The organism is Bradyrhizobium sp. SK17, from assembly GCF_002831585.1.
Taxonomy (GTDB): domain Bacteria; phylum Pseudomonadota; class Alphaproteobacteria; order Rhizobiales; family Xanthobacteraceae; genus Bradyrhizobium.
The window spans coordinates 2,009,625-2,026,683 of the sequence record NZ_CP025113.1; the positions used below are offsets into that span (position 1 = coordinate 2,009,625).

The window sequence follows — 17,059 nt, forward strand, 5'->3', positions numbered from 1 at the left end:
AAACCAACCGACATGTACACAGCAACTGACAACAGCAGGCCGCAGCGCAGCGATACCATTCCCTATCGAATGGCCGGCGGGATCACGTCTGCGCAGGGCGTCGCGATCAACGCGATGCAGGTCGCCGGTTGGCTGCTTCATGGCTGGCGATGGATCCTGGTCGCGGCTCTCGCCGGTGCGATTGCCGGCGTCGGTGCGACGCAACTCGTGACGCCCCGGTTCACCGCGATCACCGATCTCACGATCTCGCCGTCCAATCTGCAAGTCACCCCGAACGATCTCTACGCGACCAATATCCAGAGCGACAGCCAGATCCTGGATGTCGAGAGCAAGATGCGCTCGATCACGTCCGGAAATGTCCTGCTCCGCGTGATCGACAAGCTCGGCCTCGCAAACGATCCCGAATTTGCCGACAAGATGCGTCTGTTCGACCTCAGCTGGCTGTTCGATCGCAACGTCTCCGACGCCGCCCGGCGCAACGATCTGATCGGCCTGCTCGCCAAGCGGATCAACGTGGTGCGACAGGAGCGATCCTATGTCGTGACGTTGTCGGTCTGGGCGAGCGAGCCGGCGATGGCGGCGAAGCTCGCGAACTCCATCGCCACGACGTTCCGCGAGGAGGTGGTTCGTGCCGACGCGGAGCGGGCCGGTCGCGTGGCGCAGGGGCTGACAGCGCGGCTCGGCGAGCTCAAGGCCGCGGCGACCGAGGCCGACGACCGCACCGAAGCATTCCGGCGAGCCCATGGCTTGCAGCAAGGGCCGTCCAAGCAGCCGCTGAGCACCGACGCCATGGAGCGGATGAACGGCAAGCTGACCGATGCCAAGGCACGCCTCGCCGAGGCGGAGGCCCGCTACAATGAGGTCTCGCGCGCCGTGTCGCTCTACGGCGTGCAGGCCGGCGCGGTGCAGTCGCAGACCCTGTCGGGATTGCTCGCCGACGAGGCGGCGCTGCGCAGGCAGATCGCGACCCTCACCCAGACCCTGGGGCCGCGCCATCCCGCGATGCTGAACGCGATGGCCGAGGCCGATGCCCTCAACAAGGCGATCAAGTCCGAGACCGAGCGGCTGCGCCGTGCCGCCCGCTTCGAGGTCGATCAGGCCAAGGTGGCGCTCGACACGCTGAACGAGGAAACGCGCACCTTGCGCGGCAACGTGTCGGTCGACGATCAGGCCCAGGTGAAGCTGCGCGAGCTGGAGCGCGAGGCAAGCGCCAAGACCGCGCTTTACCAGACCTTCCTGACCCGCTCCGGCGAGGCCGCCGAACGGCAGCAGATCGACGCCACCGACGTGCGGGTCATCTCGCCCGCGGTCGCGCCGTTCCGCCGGACCTGGCCGCCCCGTCCGATCATCGCGGCTGCGGCGGGTGCGGCGTTGGGACTGCTGCTGTGCGCGGCCGCACTCGCCGGCCTCGGCTATCTCGCGGCACTCCGTCTCGCCGGGAGCAGGGCGACATGATGGCGTCGGGAGACATGCGCGAAGCTGGAGCGATCAGTGTGCTCGGACCGCCGCTGTTCATGGCGACGCTGCTGTTCTACCTTATCACGCTGACGCCGTTCATCGACCTGTCGGCAGCCAATGCGGGTGATCCCGCCGCCGACAAGTCGAGCACGATCAATCAGATCGTCTTCCTCGGATTGACCGCAAGCCTGTGGTTGACCGCGCTCAGCTCGCCGGCACGTCATCTCGTCGTGCGTCCCCGCAGCTTCCTGATCGTGACGGTGCTGTGGTTCGCGCTGGTCTCGGCCATTTCGATGCATCCGGACATCGCGCTGAAGCGCGTCGTGCTGGCGTCGCTGACGATCGTCAATGCCGGCATCTTCCTGCTGCTGCCGCGTTCTGAGCGGCAGTTCGCCGGCATGCTGGCGATGTGCTGCCTCGGCACGCTGGCGCTCGCCTACATCGGCGTTGCGCTGTGGCCGCAGCTTGCGATCCACCAGGCGAGCGAGATCCGCGAGCCGATGAACGCCGGGCTATGGCGCGGTCATTTCGCACACAAGAACGTCGCGGCCGCGGCGATGGTGCTGATCAGCTTCGCCGGGCTCTATTTGTACGGCACCGGCCGCCGCATCGTCGGCGGAGCGATCACGCTGCTGGCGGTCGTGTTCCTGGCCCATACCGGCGGCAAGTCGTCGACCGCGGCGCTGCCGGGCATTCTGGTGATCGCCTGGATATTCGAGCGGTGGCGGGCGATCCGCATCCCGATGGTCTTCCTGGGGATCGCGGCCTTCAACGTCGTCACGATCGGTTGCTCGGTCTCGCCGACGATGCGCGAGCTGGTCGCAAGCCTCGGGATCGATCCGACCTTCACCAACCGCATCGACATCTGGCGGGTCGGCGCCGCCGCCGTCGCGGACCGCCCGTTCACCGGATATGGCTTCCAGCTGTTCTGGCAGACCGACGAGATGGTCTACAAGGCCGGGGGCGGAGCGAGCTGGGCGGTCGCTGCCTTCAACGCGCACAATGCCTATCTCGATGCCGCGATCACGACCGGCATACCGGGTCTCATCCTCACCCTCGTGTTGCTCGTCTGGCTGCCGCTGCGCGACGTGTCGCGCGCGGAGACGCGCGGCAATGACCCCGCGCTGACCCGCCTGTTCACCCGGATCTGGCTGTACGGCGTGTTCTCGGCCTGTGTCGAGAGCCTGTATTTCCAGTCCGGCAGTCTGGTCTGGTTCATGTTGATCGTTTCGATCTTCGGGCTTCGCTTGCAGGCGAGTGCGCATGAGATCCGCGACGGTGAAGCCGTGATGCCTGTCGGGGAGACGGCCCATGCGTAGCCCCACATCGTTCCTGCCCGAGACGGCATCGCGCCTGCCGCACACGATCGACCGGTTCGCCGGTCGTCTGACCAACAGGTTGCTCCGGGCGGCGCCCTGGCAGCTCATCGAGGTCCCGACCCGCGAACCGATCGTCTCCTTCACGTTCGACGATGTACCGGACTCCGCGCTCCGTGTCGGTGCGGCAATCCTGGAGGCGTGCGGCGTGCGCGGCACGTTCTACATCTCGGGTGGCCTCGAGGGCCAAGTCGAGCCGGATCGCACCCTGATCGATGCTGCGGGCTGTAGGGAGCTCGTCGCGCGCGGTCACGAGATCGGCTGCCACACTTACGGCCATCGCGACATCAGGCATCTCGATCGCGCGAGCCTCGCCGCTGATCTCGCGGACAACGCGCGCTATCTCGATGCGGTCGATCCGCGCCGCGGCCGGCGCAATTTCGCCTATCCCTACAACAGCGGCAGCCTCGGCAAGCGGTCGATGCTGGCCGATTCGTACCGGACCTGCCGCGCGGGCGGCGAAGCCATCAACCGCGGGCCGACCGATCCGACCTTTCTCAAGGCAATCGAGATCCGCCAGCCCGAGACGCTGGTGGCGGGATTGACCCGCTGGATCGACGCGCTGATCGCGGATCCGGGCTGGCTGATCCTCTTCACTCACGACATCTCGCCGACGCCTACGCCCTATGGGGCTAGTCCCGCGGCGTTCGAACGGCTGGTGGCGCATGCGGTGGAGCGCGGCTGCTGCGTGTTGACCGTCGATGCTGCGCTCGACCGCATGGGATTCCGGGAGGCTGGGCAATGACGAGCGAACGGCGGCTTTTGGCCATCAACAACTACTTCTACCGGCGCGGCGGCGCCGAGAGCGTGTTCCTGGACCAGATCGATCTGTTCGCGTCGGCCGGCTGGGAAGTGGTGCCGTTCGCGATGGAGCATCCCGACAATCTGCCGAGCCCGTGGTCCGATTACTTCGTCTCCGAGATCGAATATGGCCGGTCCAGCGGACCGATCACGAAAGCCAAGCAAGCAGCCAAGATCATCTTCTCGCTGGAGGCGCGCCGCAAGATCCGCGCCCTGGTCGGCCGTGTGCAGCCATCGGTGGCGCATGCCCACAACGTCTACCATCACATCTCGCCCTCGATCTTCGATGTGCTCAAGGCCGAAGGCGTGCCGGTGGTGATGACGGCGCATGATTTGAAGCTCGCCTGTCCCGCCTACAAGATGCTGAGCCAGGGCGAAGTCTGCGAGCGCTGCCGCGGTGGACGAATCCACAATGTCCTGCTGCGGCGCTGCGTCAAGGACTCCGCCATGGTGAGCGGGCTGGTCTTCCTCGAGACCCTGGTCCATCGCAGCTTCGGCCTCTACCGCGACACGCTCGACTGCCTGATCGCGCCGAGCCGCTTCTACCGCGACAAGCTGGTGCAGTGGGGCTGGGACGCGAGCCGCATCGCATACATCCCGAATTTCGTCGATGCCGAGCAGTTCACGCCCTGGTGCCACGAGGGGAATTACTTCGTCTACGCGGGACGGCTTGCGCCGGAGAAGGGGCTCGCCACGCTGGTGCGAGCCACGGCGCTTGCGCGTCAGCGCCTGGTGCTGGTCGGCAGCGGCCCCGAAGAGGAAGCCTTGCGCCGGTTGGCGTTCGAGCTCGACGCCCAGGTCGTCTTCGCGGGTCATCTGGACAAGCCGGAGCTGAAACAGGTGATCGGAGAATCGCGGGCGCTGGTGCTCGCCTCCGAATGGTACGAGAACGCGCCGATCAGCGTGCTCGAGGCTTACGCGCTCGGCCGCCCGGTGATCGGCACACGGATCGGCGGCATTCCGGAGCTGATCGTTCACAACAAGACCGGCGCCCTGGTCGAACCAGGCAATGTCGGCATGCTGGCCGAGGCGCTGGCCAGCATGGCGAAGCTGCCCCGCACGGCACGGAACAGGCTCGGCGCCGCGGGCCGCGACTGGGTGTTGCGCGAATTCACTCCCGAGAAATACCGCGATCGCATGACGGCACTCTACGAGACGGTGGTGCACTGATGTACACATTGATACCAGCCGGCGGAGCAAACCGGCCTCCGAGGAAAGTGATCTTCCTCGGTCTGCGCGGCATCCCCGAGATACAGGGCGGCGTCGAGACCCATGTCGCCGCGCTCGCCGTGCGCATCGCGCAGCGCGGCTGGCAGGTCGAGGTGCTCGGACGCCGGCCGTACCTGCCATCACCGGAGCCGTACGTCTGGAAAGGCGTCGTGGTGACGCCGATCTGGACGCCGCGTTCAAAGCACGTCGAAGCGCTGCTGCACACCACGCTCGGCCTGTTCGCCGCCGCTCGCCGCAATCCGGACCTGGTCCATATCCATGCGATCGGTCCGGCGCTGCTCACGCCGCTGGCCCGCCTGCTCGGCCTTCGCGTGGTGGTGACGCATCACGGCTTCGACTACGAACGCCAGAAATGGGGATGGATGGCGAAGTCGGTCCTGCGCGCCGGTGAATGGATGGGAATGAAGTTCGCCCATGCGCGTATCGGCGTGGCGAAGGGCATCGTCGACTCGGTCCGCGCCAGGCACGGCGTCCCGGCAAGCTTCATTCCGAACGGCGTGGAGAGCAGCACTCCGAAGCTCGGCACCTCCTATCTCGACTATATCGACGTGAAGCCGTACCGCTACATCCTGAGCGTCGGCAGAATCGTCGAGGAAAAACGGCAGCTCGATCTGATCGACGCCTTCGCGCGCCTGGGTGATCCTACCCGGAAGCTGATCATCGTCGGCACGGCCGATCACAACGGCAATTACCTGCGCGCGGTCGAGAAGGCGGCAGCGGCGACGCCGGGCGTGGTGATGACCGGCTTCCAGTCCGGCGAGAGCCTCGCCCAGCTCTATCGGCACGCGGCGTTGTTCGTTCTCCCATCCAGCCATGAGGGCATGCCGATGGTGCTGCTCGAGGCGCTGAGCCACGGGGTGCCCTGCCTGGCGAGCGACATTGACGCCAATCTCGCGCTCGACCTCGGGCCGGAGAGCTACTTTCCGCTGGGTGACGTCGATGCGCTCGCGGGAGCGATCAGGCTGAAGCTCGCCCCATCGGGCAACCTGCCGGATCGAAGCGAGCGAGCCGCGCGGGCGCTCGATTGCTTCGGCTGGGACCCGATCGTCGACCGCACCATCGAAGTCTATGAGAGTGCGCTGGCAGCGCGCAAACCGGGACGGGCGCATCGCGGCGGCACCGACCTCAAGAACCATCTCGGGTTCGGAGGCGGGCAATGACGCTGGCCCTTCGCAAGCTGGAGATGACCGTGCTGGGCATCGGCTTCCTCGGCCTCGCCTGGAGCAAGGACAAGCTGCGCGGCTACGCCACGCCGAACACCGTGTCGAAGTTCGACGTCGAAGGCCAGATCGCCTATCTGCTCGACATCTTCGGCTCGTTCCGCCGTTTCATGCCGCCGGGATTCGATCTGCGCGGCCGCGATGTGCTCGAGCTCAGTCCTGGCGCGTCGCGCGGCAACGGTGCGTTGTTCCTTGCCATGGGGGCGCGGTCCTATCACGCCATCGACGTGTTCAACCTCGCCGGCGACGAGGACCCCGTGTTCTACGAGCTGCTGCTCGATCGCTTCTCCTATGGCACCAAGGCGGACCGGCAGCGCGCCCATGCCCTCTCATCGGCGTCCGGCGCCCGCGAGTTCAGCTACGTGGTCGGCCGGGATTTCGACATTCCCCGCCTCGCCGGCGGACGAACCTTCGACCTGATCGTGAGTTGTGCGGCGTTCGAGCATTACGACAGCGTCCCCGATACCGTCGCCGGCTTGACGCAGGTGGCCCGGCCGGGCTGCGAGGCGATCCACATCATCGACCTGCAAACGCATTCGCGCTGGATTCGCGAGCACGACCCCAACAACATTTATCGCTATCCGGAGCCGATCTACCGGCTGTTCCGCTTTCCTGGCCAGCCGAACCGGCTGCGGCCCGCCGATTACATCGCGGCCTTCGAGGCACAGGCGTGGAGCGATGTCCGGTTCGTGCCGTCGCGAACCATCGAGCCCGCGCTGCGCGGCCTCTCGCTCGCCGGTCTCGCTACCCCATTTGCCGGCCAGGAAGACATGATCGTGCTCGATGGTGCGTTGACGGCGCGCCATCCCGGCGGGATCGGCGGCTGAGCGCGATCGGAGGTACATCGTGACCAGTCGCCGTTCCATCCTCCGCAGCATCGCCGGTGTCGCGATGCTCGCACCATTTGCCGCGCTCCCGGCTATTGCCGATCCGGCCGGCGAGCTTCCCGGTTTCCGTCGCGGGATCGGCGTCTCGCATGCGTTCGGATGGGCCGAGGTGCGCGAGGATGGCTCCTATGTGGATCCGGCGTTCTCCGCGCCGCGGTTTCAGTTCGGCGCGGACCAACGTCGGGCGATCCACGATGCAGGATTCGACTTCGTGCGTCTCGTCCTCGACGTCGGTCCGTTCCTGGCATTCGATGGGGCGAGCCGCGACCGGCTGGATGATCTCGTCATTACCACCGTCCGCGACCTGCTCGCCGCCGATCTTGGCGTGATCGTCGACCTGCACCCGAGTGCCATGAGCCCGGCCTACCGGCCTGCGGAACTCACCGCCGGCGTGAACACGCCGAAATTCCAGGCCATGCTCGCGTTGCTGACCCGTCTCGCAGGCCGCCTCGACCAGGTTGCCGCCGAGCGGCGCAAGGCGGCGCCGCCGAGGATCGCGCTCGAGCTGATGAATGAGCCGGAGATATCAGCGGCCGCATGGCAGCCGATGCTCGAAGCCGCCTACGCAGCTGCGCGCCGCGGTTCGGCGACGCTGCCGCTCGTGCTGGGCGGCGGCCTTGTGAACGCTGCCGGCGCGCTGGCGCAGATCAAGATGCATCCGTTTGCCGGCGACAGGCGCCTGATCTACACCTATCACGACTATTCGCCGTGGCAGTTCACCCATCAGGGCGTGCGCGGCAGTCCGGCCTATGCGCTGGATGGGATCGTCTATCCGGCGCCCGCATCGGTCGACGCGATGGCGCAGGCGACCGACCAGCGCATCGCGGCGCTCGGCCTCACCGGCACGGAGCTGGATCAGGCACGGCAGGCCAGGCAGACGCTCGCGAGCTATGTCAGCTCCGGCTTCAACCGATCGACGCTGGAGCGGACGTTTCAGCAGGTGGCGGCGTGGCGCACGGCGCAGAACCTGCCGGCGCAGGCGATCCTGCTCGGCGAGTTCGGCGTGCACAGGACGCCCTTCCAGGACAGCGTCGCAGGCGCGACCGCGCGCGCGAGCTGGCTGCGTGACATGCGTGAGCTCGCGGAGGCCTACGGTTTCGCCTGGTCCTGCTGGACTTACCTCGCGACAGGCGGATTCGCATTGGCGGAGAACGAAACCGGCCCCGGCTTCGATGCCGCGACCCGCGGCGCGCTCGGCCTGACATCGCCATGAGGCCAGACATGACACCGCGTCGCTACGGCAATATCGACGGGTTGCGAGCGATCGCGGCGCTTGGCGTCATGGTCGAGCATATGTTCGGTGATCTGCTTCGGCAGACCCCGCTTGCCGCCGGGCCGATGAATGCGGCTGGCGAGATGCTGGTTCAGAATGTGAGTCTTGGCCGGTTCGGCGTGGCGCTGTTCTTTCTGATCAGCGGCTTCGTCGTGCCGTTCAGCATCGGCGGCGAACGGCCGCTGTTTCAATTCGCCGTTTCGCGAATATTCCGGCTCTATCCCGCTCTGTGGCTCGCGCTCGCGGTGCTCGCGACCATGGCTTGTCTTGCTGGCGAGCCGCCGCGCGCGGTGACGGTGCTTGCCAACATGACGATGGCGCCGACGCTGTTCGGCCAGCCCTGGCTGTCGCCGATCTACTGGACGCTGTTCATCGAGCTGGTGTTCTACATCCTGATCGCGCTGCTGTTCTCGGTCGGCAAGCTCCGCCAGGTCGGCGTGCTGTCGATCCTGAGTCTGGCGCTCGTGGTCGCAACGGCGTTGCCGGTCCAGTTGCGGACGCATGGGATTGCCAACGTCCCGGTGCAGTATCTCGGCATGCACCTCTCATTCCTGTTCCTGGGTCTGCTGTTGCGCCTGTGGCTTGTCGAGCGGGTGCCCGGTGCGCGCACGGCGGCGCTGGCGCTGGTGCTTGCACAGGTTGCCGCGGTGCCGTCGGTGGCGGCCTTCTCGCTGGCGCGCGGCGACAATTTCATCATGGAGGGGCTGTTGCCCGTCGTTACGGCCTATGCGCTGGCTTTCGTGATCTTCATGGCGGCCGTCAGGTTCGATCGGCCTCGTTCGCCGCTGCTGTCGCAGATCGGGCTGATCAGCTATTCGACGTACCTGTTCCACTGGCCGGTGAACGTCACGGTCTACCGCTTCCTGCCGTTGACCGGACAGATCAGCGATATCGCCACCATGCTGATCTGCACCGGCCTCGTCCTGCTGGTGTCCTGGCTGGTCTACCGGCTGGTCGAGCGCCCGATGATCATGTTCGGGCGCGCGATCGTGCTGCGGCATGGCGTCGCCAGTCGGCCTTGACGCCGGCCAGTCGCGCCCTCAGTGAATCGCGGCGTACATGATCTTCTCCTCGGTGGCCTCGACCGCGGAGAATTCCTCGACCACCTTGCCCTGGCGCGACACCAGAATGCGGTCGGAGAGCGCCATGATCTCGGGCAGATAGGATGATATCACCACCACCGCCTTGCCCTCATCGGCAAGCTGGTTGATCAGCTCGTGGATCTCGACGATGGCGCCGACGTCGACGCCGCGGGTCGGCTCGTCGAAGATGATCAGCTCGGGTTCCTGCACCAGCGATTTGGCGATCACCACCTTCTGCTGGTTGCCGCCTGACAGCTCGACCACCTTGGCCTCGTCGCCGATCGCACGGACCTTGAGCCGCTGGGTCCAGGTCTTGCCGACCGTGTTGGTCTCGCGCCGCGACAGCAGCATCCGTCCCGCGGGAAACTTGGAGAGCAGGCCGAGATAGATGTTGCGGGCGATCGAGGCAGTCTCGAAGAAGCCCTCGACTTTGCGATCCTCGGTGACATAGGCGATGCCGGCCTTGACCGCCGGCGCCGGCACCCGGTAGCGCACCGGCTTGTCGTGCAGCAGGATCTCGCCGCCATGGAAGAAGTCGCGCTTCAACACGCCGGATACGATCTTGAAGGTCTCGGTGCGGCCCGCGCCGACCAGGCCGAACACGCCGGTGATCTGGCCGGCGAACACCGACAGCGAATTGTTCTTCACCATCGGCGCCATCTTGAGATTCTGCACCGTGAGCACCCGCGCACCGGCCGGCCGGACGCTGGCCTTCCGCGCGCCGTACAGCGTGTTGGAGAGGTCGCGGCCGACCATCGCCTGGACGATCGCCGCGCGGTCGAACTTCGCGGCGTCGTCGGTGACGACGTGCTTGCCGTCGCGCAGCACCGTGATGCGGTCGGCGAGCAGCAGGGCTTCCTCCAGCGCGTGCGAGATGAAGATGATCGAGACGCCGCGCTTCTTCAGGTCGCGGACCAGGTCGAAGAAATACTTCTTCTCCTCCGGCGTCAGCGATGCCGTCGGTTCATCGAAGATGATGACCTTGGCCTTGTGCAGGACTGCGCGGGCGATCTCCACCATCTGCTTCTTGGCGGCGCCGAGCCCGCTCACGGTCGCGGTTGGCGTCACGTCGAAATTGAGCGATTGCAGGAATTGCTGGGCGGCGATGTAGATGCCGCGCAGCCGGTTGTAGAATTTCTCCTGCCCGAGAAACAGGTTTTGCGCCACCGTCATGGTCGGCACCAGGCTGTTCTCCTGGAACACCATCGCGATGCCGAGATTGCGCGCCTCGAGCGGCGTGCGTGGCGCGACGTCGGAGCCGTCGACCGTCATGCTGCCCGAGGTCAAGGTCACGACGCCGGCCATCACCTTGGTCAGCGTCGACTTGCCGGCGCCGTTCTCGCCGACCAGCGCGTGGATCTCGCCGCGGCGGAGATCGAAGTCGACACCCTCGATCGCGGGCACGCCGGCATAGAGCTTGGTCGCCTTGCGCAGGGACAGCATGGTGTCGCTCATGAGCCTGTCTCCTCGGCAAGCCCGGCAACGGGCAGTTTCAGCACGCGGCCCGGTCCCTTGGCGATCAGCACGAGGTCACCGCCCAGTTCGAGCGCCGCAACGACGCCGTGATTGATGCCGTCGACCCGGCTGTGCAGCGAATAGAGCGGCTTGCCGTCTTCCCCGAGCCGGATCACGAGGCCGTAGGAACGCGGCGGCGCCCATGGCTTGATGACGCCCATCGTCTTGATGTGCGCGCCCTGCATCGGCTCCTTGAAGGAGAACCCCGAGCGCAGCCGCGGCGCCACCCAATAGGCCGGGTCGATCTCGGCCATCATGCGGCGCCGATAGGCCGGCTCGCGCAGCACGAACTCGACCAGCTGGGTGCGAGCGGTGAACGCGGTGAGCCAGTAGCCGCCGCCCGCGGCTTTTGACAGCCGCGACGGATAGACCGGCAGGTGACCGAGCACGATCTGCGGCGGCCTGCCATCCGCGACGAGCACGAGACGATGCCGCCAGCTCTCGCTGACCAGCACGCCATCGCCACGCGCGCAGGCGCCGAAGGCGTAGCCGAGTCTTGACGCCAGTGGCTTGACCGATCTGGTCCCGGGATCGAGCCGGAACACGCGGCCGTTGCGGTTCAGCTCCATCAGGTCGCGCGCCCAGTCGTCGACGCCGCAGGTCGACGAGCCGTCGGTCGCGATCAACGTCCCGTCATCTGCGAGCGTCAACGCATTGATCGCATTGAAGGCAGTATCGCTGAACGTCACGTTCGGCTCACGCGACGTTGGATCGGCATAGAGGCGCACCTCCCGGCCGCCGAGCGCGACGGCGATGCCGCCGTCGGCGAGTGTACAGAGCGCCGAGATCGGCTGCTCGAAGCTGCGCAGCTCGGTCGCGGCACTGCCGTCGAGCCGCAGCAGGCGGTGGCCGTCGGCGACATAGAGATTGCGGCCGTCGGTCGCGAGGTCCTCAAGCGCCTCGCCTTCCAGCAAGGTGGTTGCGGCCTCCAGCTTCTGGTTCGGCTTGAGCGCGCCATCGAACGACGGCACGGTGATGGTGGCCTCGCCACGGCCGAGGAAGCGGTTGGCGAATTCCCTGACGGCCGCGATCACGACAGCTTCCCCCAGCGCTTGTCATACTGCACGAAGTTCGGGTCGGCGTTCGTCAGCTTGTAGCGGCCGATCCGGTTGTTCATGATGCCGCCGAGATAGAGATAGCCGCGATGCTCGCGCATCGAGGTGATCATCGGATGGTTCTCGCCGCGCAGGTCCCAGAACGATTCGAGGATCTTGCCCTGCTCGTTGAACTTGACGACGCAGCCGGTGTTGATGTTCGGGAACAGCCATTCATCGACCGGCACGCGCTTGGCCATGCGGCGGCGGAAGCCCGGCATCTTCCAGGCGAGATCGAGCGAGGGGCTGCGCATGCCGACCAGCGCCAGCCAGTAATTGCCGTCGGAGGCGAGATTGATGTTGTCGGGATAGCCCGGCAGATTGTCCATCACCACCTCGACCTGGCCTTTCTTCGGCCCGGCGAACCACAGCCGCTTGATCGAGCAGCCGAAGGTTTCGGCGAACAGGATCGACTGACCGTCGCTGGCGACGCAGATGCCGTTGGGGAATTTGAGGCCGCGCAGCGCCGTGTGCGTCGTGCCGGTCTTGGTGTCGTAGCAGATGATGCGACCGTTGCCGCGGGCCTCGAGGCCGTCGATCGGCCATTCGTCCATCTCGTAGCGGACGGTTGCTTCGGAGAAGAAGATCAGGCCGTCATCGGTGATGTCGAGGTCGTCGGCCAGCCGCAGGCGGCTGTCGTCGTTGACCGAATGCATGCTGCGGTTGGTCTCGTCGGTCGCCTTCTCCACGGTGCCGTCGGGCTTGATGCGGTAGAGGCCCATGCCGCCGATGCAGACATAGAGATTGTCCTGGCGGTCGAACGCCATGCCGAGCGGCTGGCCGCCGATATGGGCGAATACCTCCATCCGCTGATAATCCGGTGCGAGGAAGCGCATGATGTCGCCGTGGCGCGAGCCGGCATAGAGATTGTCGTGGCGATCGAGGATCACGTCCTCCGGCGCCTCGATGCGGCCGAGCCCGATCAGTTCGACATCGCGCAGTTTGTCGTTCTGCTCGAACGGGCCGCCCTGGCCGATCTCGGTCGGCGGGGGCGGCGGCAGCGCGTGATAGGTCGGCGCGACGTAGACCTTGCTGATGATGCGGGTGCGGTTCTTCTGCCAGCGGATATCGACCATCGCGGCGACCAGCAGGATGCCGGCGAGCGCCATGCGGTTGATGCCGCCGCGCGCATTGAGCGTGGTCAGGCCGTTGGTGATCAGCAGCACGATCAGCACGCCGACCAGCGATTTGGCGACCGAGCCCTTGCCGCCGCCGAGCGTGATGCCGCCGAGCACGGTCGCGGTCAGCACGATCACCTCGAGGCCGACGCCGATGTCGCCGCCGACGGTGCCGAGCCGCGCCGCGAAGAACAGCGCCGCGATGCTGGTCAGCACGCCGCTTGCGACGTAGCAGAGCGCGATGGTGCGGCGGACCGGAATGCCGGAATTGTAGGCCGAGCGGCGCGAGCCGCCGATCGCCGTGATGTGCCAGCCCGGGCGCAGCCGGGTCATGAAGATGTGGCCGAAGATCGCGATCGCGATATAGACCAGCGCGACGCTCGGAATACCGAACACGTCGCCGCCACCGATGAAATTCCAGGACGGGATGTCAGGAAAGGCGGCTGCGATCGAATTGGAGTAGCGCTGGATCAAGAGATCGAACGCCGAACGGTAGATAATCAACGTGATCAGCGTGGTGATGAAGGCACGAAGCCGCAGATATCCGATCAGGATGCCGTTGACGGCGCCGAGCAGCGCGCCGCAGGCGAGGGTGGCGACCACCACCGCTGGCACCGGCCAGTTCAGCACGTCGAGCAGATAGAGCGCGCAGAAATCGGTCAGCGCGAAGATCGAGCCGACCGACAGATCGATGCCGCCGACGATGACCACCAGCGCCATGCCGAGCCCGATGAAGCCGATCTCGCCGGCCTGCCGCGCGGTGTCGGCGAGGCTCGACGGCGACAGGAAGTGGTCGATGGAGCGGCTCAGCGCGAAGCCGACGATCAGGAGCAGGATCACCGGAATTGCGGTCTCGGTCCATCGCTTGGACAGGATCTCGCCGAGGAGATAATCCGGCCAGTAGCGGTAACGCAGGCTCGTCAAGGTGTCGCGCATCGGCATTCCAGCAAACTGTTTGATTTCGGGAGATCGACGTCCCGGGCGAGTGGGCCGGGGACGTCGAGCGGGAATGGCCGGACTATTTCTTCAGGTCGCTGAGATTCCAGCACGCGGTCTGACTGTCCGCATTCTCCTTGGTGATCGGAATCAGGGTCGTGTATTCCGATCCCTTGACCGAGCCGGCCTTGGCGCCCGACGACAGCAGCCATTTGATCGTGCCGGCCATCTGCGCGGCCTGGGTCGGCACGTCGTAGCTCAGGTTGAGGTCGAAGGCGCCGGACTTGACGAGTTCGCAGGCGCCCTTGCGTTCGCCGCCGCCGGAAGTCGCGACGAACACCTTGCCGGTCAGGCCGGCTTCCTTCACTGCGGCCGCGGTGCCGATGTCCATGCCGTCCCAGAAGCCGACGATGCCGCAAAGATCGGGATTCTGCTTCAGCACGGTCTGGGTGATCGCCTTGGCCTTTGCGGCATCCCAGTCGGCGGCCTGGCTCGACACCACCTTGATCTCCGGATGCTTGGCGAGCACGTTCTCGACGCCCTTCAGCGTGTAGGCGCTGGCGGCCGCCGAGAGCGCGCCTTGCACGATGGCGATCTTGTTCGACTTGCCCTGGCACGCCTTGACCACGGCCTCGGTGTCCTTCTCGCCGATCTCGATCCAGTTGGCGCCGACGAAGGCCGAAGAGCGGTAGGCCGAGCCCATGTTGATCTGGATCACGTAGATGCCTTCGTTCTCGGCGCGTTGCAGCAGCTTGGCGTAGGTCTGCACGTCCGGATTGTGGATCACCATCACGGCCGGCTTCTCCGAGATCAGCGAGGTCACCGCCTGCGCGCCGGCATTGGTGTTCCAGTTCGGATCGCGGATTTCGAACTTCACGCCGAACGGTTCGAGCTCCTTCTTCAAGCCGGCGTACCAGCCTTCGGTGAGGTCGAAGTTCATCGCCACCGGAACGTAGGCCACCGTCTTGCCGGCGAGGGCCTCCTTGAACGGCTTCTGGAACGGCTCGTCCAGGCCTTGCTGGGCGATGGCGGGTGCGGCGATGGCCGCGAGCCCGAGTGCCGCGGCGATCACCTTTGCAGTCCTGACAGCGTGTCTCATTGCTTCCTCCTTGCTCGTGATTGAGGTTTCCGTGGCTTGGTTCAGATGTCGCCCTGCTGTGCGGTTTCTTCGTTGCGCGGATTCAGGAATGAATCCGTGATGACGGCGAGCAGCAGGACGACGCCCTTGACGAGGTTCTGGCCGGCGTAGGAGATGTCCATGATGGTCATGCCGTTGAGCATGGTGCCGATCAGCAGCGTGCCGATGATGACGTTGAGCACGCCGCCGCGGCCGCCGGACAGGCCGATGCCGCCGAGCACGACGACCAGGATGACGTCGTAGATCAGGGTCGAATTGAAGATGCGGGTCGGCATCGAGTTGACGGAGGCCGCCATCACCAGGCCCGCGAAGCAGCCGATCAGTGCCGCGACGACATATTGCAGCACGATGATCGGGCGTGAAGGGATGCCGGTGACGCGGGCCGCGTAGGGATTGTCGCCGATCGCATAGATATAGGCGCCCCAGCGTGTCTGGCGCAGCAGGAAGGCCACCACCACGCAGGCGATCGCGAACATCACGATCGAGGTCGGGATGCCGAGGATGGTGCCCTGTCCGAGCCGCTCGAAGCCCTTCATGCCGTCGCTCCACTGCACGACGTCGAGCTGAAACAGCGCGGCCTGCCCGAGGCCGGCGAGCAGCAGGCCGGTCGCCAGCGTCGCGAACAGCGAAGGGACCTCGGCATAGGCGATCAGCCAGCCATTGACCAGGCCGAACGCGATCGTCAGCAGTACGGCGGTCAACAGCGAGGCCGGCAGCGAGTGGCCGTTCTGCACCATTTGAAGCACGAGCCCCGGCGGCACCGCGAGCGCTGCGATCAGCGAGATGTCGATGCCGCGCCCGATCACGACGATCGCCATGGCAAGTCCGAGGATGCCGAGCACGGCGACGTTTTGCAGCAGCGTCAGCATGTTTTCCGCCGTCAGGAAGCCGCGCAGGAAAATCGAGAACGCCAGGAAGAGGACGGCGAATACGGCGAAGACGATCTCCTGTTGATTGAACCGCAATCGCTTCATTGCCTCGTCCTTCCTGCTGCTATGGGTGCGCCGTTTGCCGGGACCTCGTGCGGGAGCCGGTCGCGACGCGGCTGGGTCGTGTCCTGCCCGCGACCGCCGCATCGACGAACGCACCGACAGTGTCGATGTAGGCCTCGATCGACGTGCCGCGCCTGCGGTACTTCGCGCGCTTGACGTACCAGTCCTGCAACAGCGGCTTGATCAGCGAGGCCGTCAGCGTGACCTGATCGATCGCGAACGCGCCGCTGGCGACACCCTGCTTGAGCACGTCGGCGATGATCTTCTCGGTCATCACCTCCATCTCGATGGCGCGCTGGCGTTCCGCGGGCGGAAACGATTTCGCTTCCATGAAGGAGAACACGAACCAGGGCTGCATCGCCTCGCTCATGCGAACATGGGTCGCGATGATCCAGTGCAGATGCTTGCGGGCATCCTGCTTGACGTTGGCGGGCGGTGCGGTGAGGACCTCCGCGGCGGTCTCGGCGACCTCGCCGAGGATCATCGACAGCAATGTCGGCTTGCTGTCGAAGTAGGTATAGAGACCGCCCATGCTGAGGCCGGACGCTTCCGCCAGCTGGCGCAGCGTGGTGGCGTGAAAGCCGTGCTTGTTGGACAGCGTGAGCGTCGCGCCGATGATGCGCGCCAGGTTTGGAACGGCGAGATGCGTTTTCTGGACCCGGATGGAATCCCGATGCCGTTCGAGGATCCGTGCGCAAAGCACGTCCATAGCGAACGCATTCGTCCCCGGCCGCTGGCGCGCGAGACCCAAATTGCCTCCCTGGCTATGCTTCCGGACCGTTTCATTTTCTTGACCGGTCCGGGCTGGGCTTTACGCCCTTGCTCAATTCCTAGCGCACGAAGCGGCGGTCGGAAAAGGGGGATCAGCAAATTTTCTGAGAGAGCGCTCGCTCGTTTTCTGCGCCAGCCATATGGCTTGCCCGCGCGCGCAACTCCGTT

The 17,059-nt window shown here is 65.8% G+C and carries 14 protein-coding genes; 8 read left to right on the forward strand and 6 right to left on the reverse strand.

Annotated elements, in window-relative coordinates:
* Positions 1–12: 12 nt before the first annotated feature.
* Genes CWS35_RS09420 through CWS35_RS09455 form a run of 8 tightly spaced genes read left to right on the forward strand, consistent with a single transcriptional unit; the run spans position 13 to position 9,267 of the window.
* Positions 13–1,455 (forward strand): GumC family protein, encoded by a 1,443-nt coding sequence (locus CWS35_RS09420; RefSeq protein ID WP_080890948.1) that lies wholly within the window; start codon positions 13–15, stop codon positions 1,453–1,455.
* Positions 1,452–2,777, forward strand: a complete 1,326-nt coding sequence (locus CWS35_RS09425; RefSeq protein ID WP_100951737.1) for an O-antigen ligase — start codon at positions 1,452–1,454, stop codon at positions 2,775–2,777. Before CWS35_RS09420 ends, CWS35_RS09425 begins: the two co-directional genes overlap by 4 nt.
* Positions 2,770–3,579 (forward strand): polysaccharide deacetylase family protein, encoded by an 810-nt coding sequence (locus CWS35_RS09430; RefSeq protein ID WP_100951738.1) that lies wholly within the window; start codon positions 2,770–2,772, stop codon positions 3,577–3,579. The genes CWS35_RS09425 and CWS35_RS09430 overlap by 8 nt, the downstream gene beginning before the upstream one ends.
* On the forward strand, positions 3,576–4,805 hold the full coding sequence (locus tag CWS35_RS09435) for a glycosyltransferase family 4 protein (RefSeq protein WP_100951739.1): 1,230 nt from the start codon (positions 3,576–3,578) through the stop codon (positions 4,803–4,805). The genes CWS35_RS09430 and CWS35_RS09435 overlap by 4 nt, the downstream gene beginning before the upstream one ends.
* Before the next feature lie 47 nt (positions 4,806–4,852).
* Positions 4,853–6,025 (forward strand): glycosyltransferase family 4 protein, encoded by a 1,173-nt coding sequence (locus CWS35_RS09440; protein ID WP_245438924.1) that lies wholly within the window; start codon positions 4,853–4,855, stop codon positions 6,023–6,025.
* Entirely contained in the window at positions 6,022–6,912 is an 891-nt protein-coding gene (locus CWS35_RS09445) for a hypothetical protein (RefSeq protein WP_100951741.1), read from the forward strand. Before CWS35_RS09440 ends, CWS35_RS09445 begins: the two co-directional genes overlap by 4 nt.
* 19 nt (positions 6,913–6,931) lie before the next feature.
* Positions 6,932–8,185, forward strand: coding sequence for a glycoside hydrolase family 5 protein (locus CWS35_RS09450; RefSeq protein ID WP_100951742.1), 1,254 nt, complete (start codon positions 6,932–6,934; stop codon positions 8,183–8,185).
* Between the two features lie 8 nt (positions 8,186–8,193).
* Entirely contained in the window at positions 8,194–9,267 is a 1,074-nt protein-coding gene (locus tag CWS35_RS09455; RefSeq protein WP_245438925.1) for an acyltransferase, read from the forward strand.
* Between the two features lie 18 nt (positions 9,268–9,285).
* Here the strand turns inward: CWS35_RS09455 and CWS35_RS09460 are convergent, their stop codons facing one another.
* The 6 genes from CWS35_RS09460 to CWS35_RS09485 form a co-directional block, all read right to left on the reverse strand.
* Positions 9,286–10,782, reverse strand: coding sequence for a sugar ABC transporter ATP-binding protein (locus CWS35_RS09460; RefSeq protein WP_024578833.1), 1,497 nt, complete (start codon positions 10,780–10,782; stop codon positions 9,286–9,288).
* On the reverse strand, positions 10,779–11,876 hold the full coding sequence (locus CWS35_RS09465; RefSeq protein ID WP_168226294.1) for a hypothetical protein: 1,098 nt from the start codon (positions 11,874–11,876) through the stop codon (positions 10,779–10,781). The genes CWS35_RS09460 and CWS35_RS09465 overlap by 4 nt, the downstream gene beginning before the upstream one ends.
* The gene (locus tag CWS35_RS09470; RefSeq protein ID WP_100951745.1) at positions 11,873–13,996 is read right to left on the reverse strand and encodes an SMP-30/gluconolactonase/LRE family protein; all 2,124 of its coding nucleotides are present in this window, start codon (positions 13,994–13,996) and stop codon (positions 11,873–11,875) included. The genes CWS35_RS09465 and CWS35_RS09470 overlap by 4 nt, the downstream gene beginning before the upstream one ends.
* 76 nt (positions 13,997–14,072) lie before the next feature.
* Positions 14,073–15,089 (reverse strand): sugar ABC transporter substrate-binding protein, encoded by a 1,017-nt coding sequence (locus CWS35_RS09475; protein WP_024578836.1) that lies wholly within the window; start codon positions 15,087–15,089, stop codon positions 14,073–14,075.
* Between the two features lie 41 nt (positions 15,090–15,130).
* Positions 15,131–16,102, reverse strand: a complete 972-nt coding sequence (locus tag CWS35_RS09480; protein WP_100951746.1) for an ABC transporter permease — start codon at positions 16,100–16,102, stop codon at positions 15,131–15,133.
* A gap of 19 nt (positions 16,103–16,121) precedes the next feature.
* The gene (locus tag CWS35_RS09485; RefSeq protein WP_168226295.1) at positions 16,122–16,829 is read right to left on the reverse strand and encodes a TetR/AcrR family transcriptional regulator; all 708 of its coding nucleotides are present in this window, start codon (positions 16,827–16,829) and stop codon (positions 16,122–16,124) included.
* Positions 16,830–17,059: the final 230 nt, after the last annotated feature.

What these genes read in the sequence shown, in the direction of transcription:
- CWS35_RS09435 (WP_100951739.1), top strand. Translation starts at nt 3,576, where the DNA reads ATGACGAGCGAACGGCGGCTTTTGGCCATCAACAACTACTTCTACCGG.
- CWS35_RS09485 (WP_168226295.1), bottom strand. Translation starts at nt 16,829, where the DNA reads ATGGACGTGCTTTGCGCACGGATCCTCGAACGGCATCGGGATTCCATC.
- CWS35_RS09475 (WP_024578836.1), bottom strand. Translation starts at nt 15,089, where the DNA reads ATGAGACACGCTGTCAGGACTGCAAAGGTGATCGCCGCGGCACTCGGG.
- CWS35_RS09470 (WP_100951745.1), bottom strand. Translation starts at nt 13,996, where the DNA reads ATGCCGATGCGCGACACCTTGACGAGCCTGCGTTACCGCTACTGGCCG.
- CWS35_RS09445 (WP_100951741.1), top strand. Translation starts at nt 6,022, where the DNA reads ATGACGCTGGCCCTTCGCAAGCTGGAGATGACCGTGCTGGGCATCGGC.
- CWS35_RS09480 (WP_100951746.1), bottom strand. Translation starts at nt 16,102, where the DNA reads ATGAAGCGATTGCGGTTCAATCAACAGGAGATCGTCTTCGCCGTATTC.
- CWS35_RS09420 (WP_080890948.1), top strand. Translation starts at nt 13, where the DNA reads ATGTACACAGCAACTGACAACAGCAGGCCGCAGCGCAGCGATACCATT.
- CWS35_RS09460 (WP_024578833.1), bottom strand. Translation starts at nt 10,782, where the DNA reads ATGAGCGACACCATGCTGTCCCTGCGCAAGGCGACCAAGCTCTATGCC.
- CWS35_RS09425 (WP_100951737.1), top strand. Translation starts at nt 1,452, where the DNA reads ATGATGGCGTCGGGAGACATGCGCGAAGCTGGAGCGATCAGTGTGCTC.
- CWS35_RS09455 (WP_245438925.1), top strand. Translation starts at nt 8,194, where the DNA reads ATGACACCGCGTCGCTACGGCAATATCGACGGGTTGCGAGCGATCGCG.
- CWS35_RS09430 (WP_100951738.1), top strand. Translation starts at nt 2,770, where the DNA reads ATGCGTAGCCCCACATCGTTCCTGCCCGAGACGGCATCGCGCCTGCCG.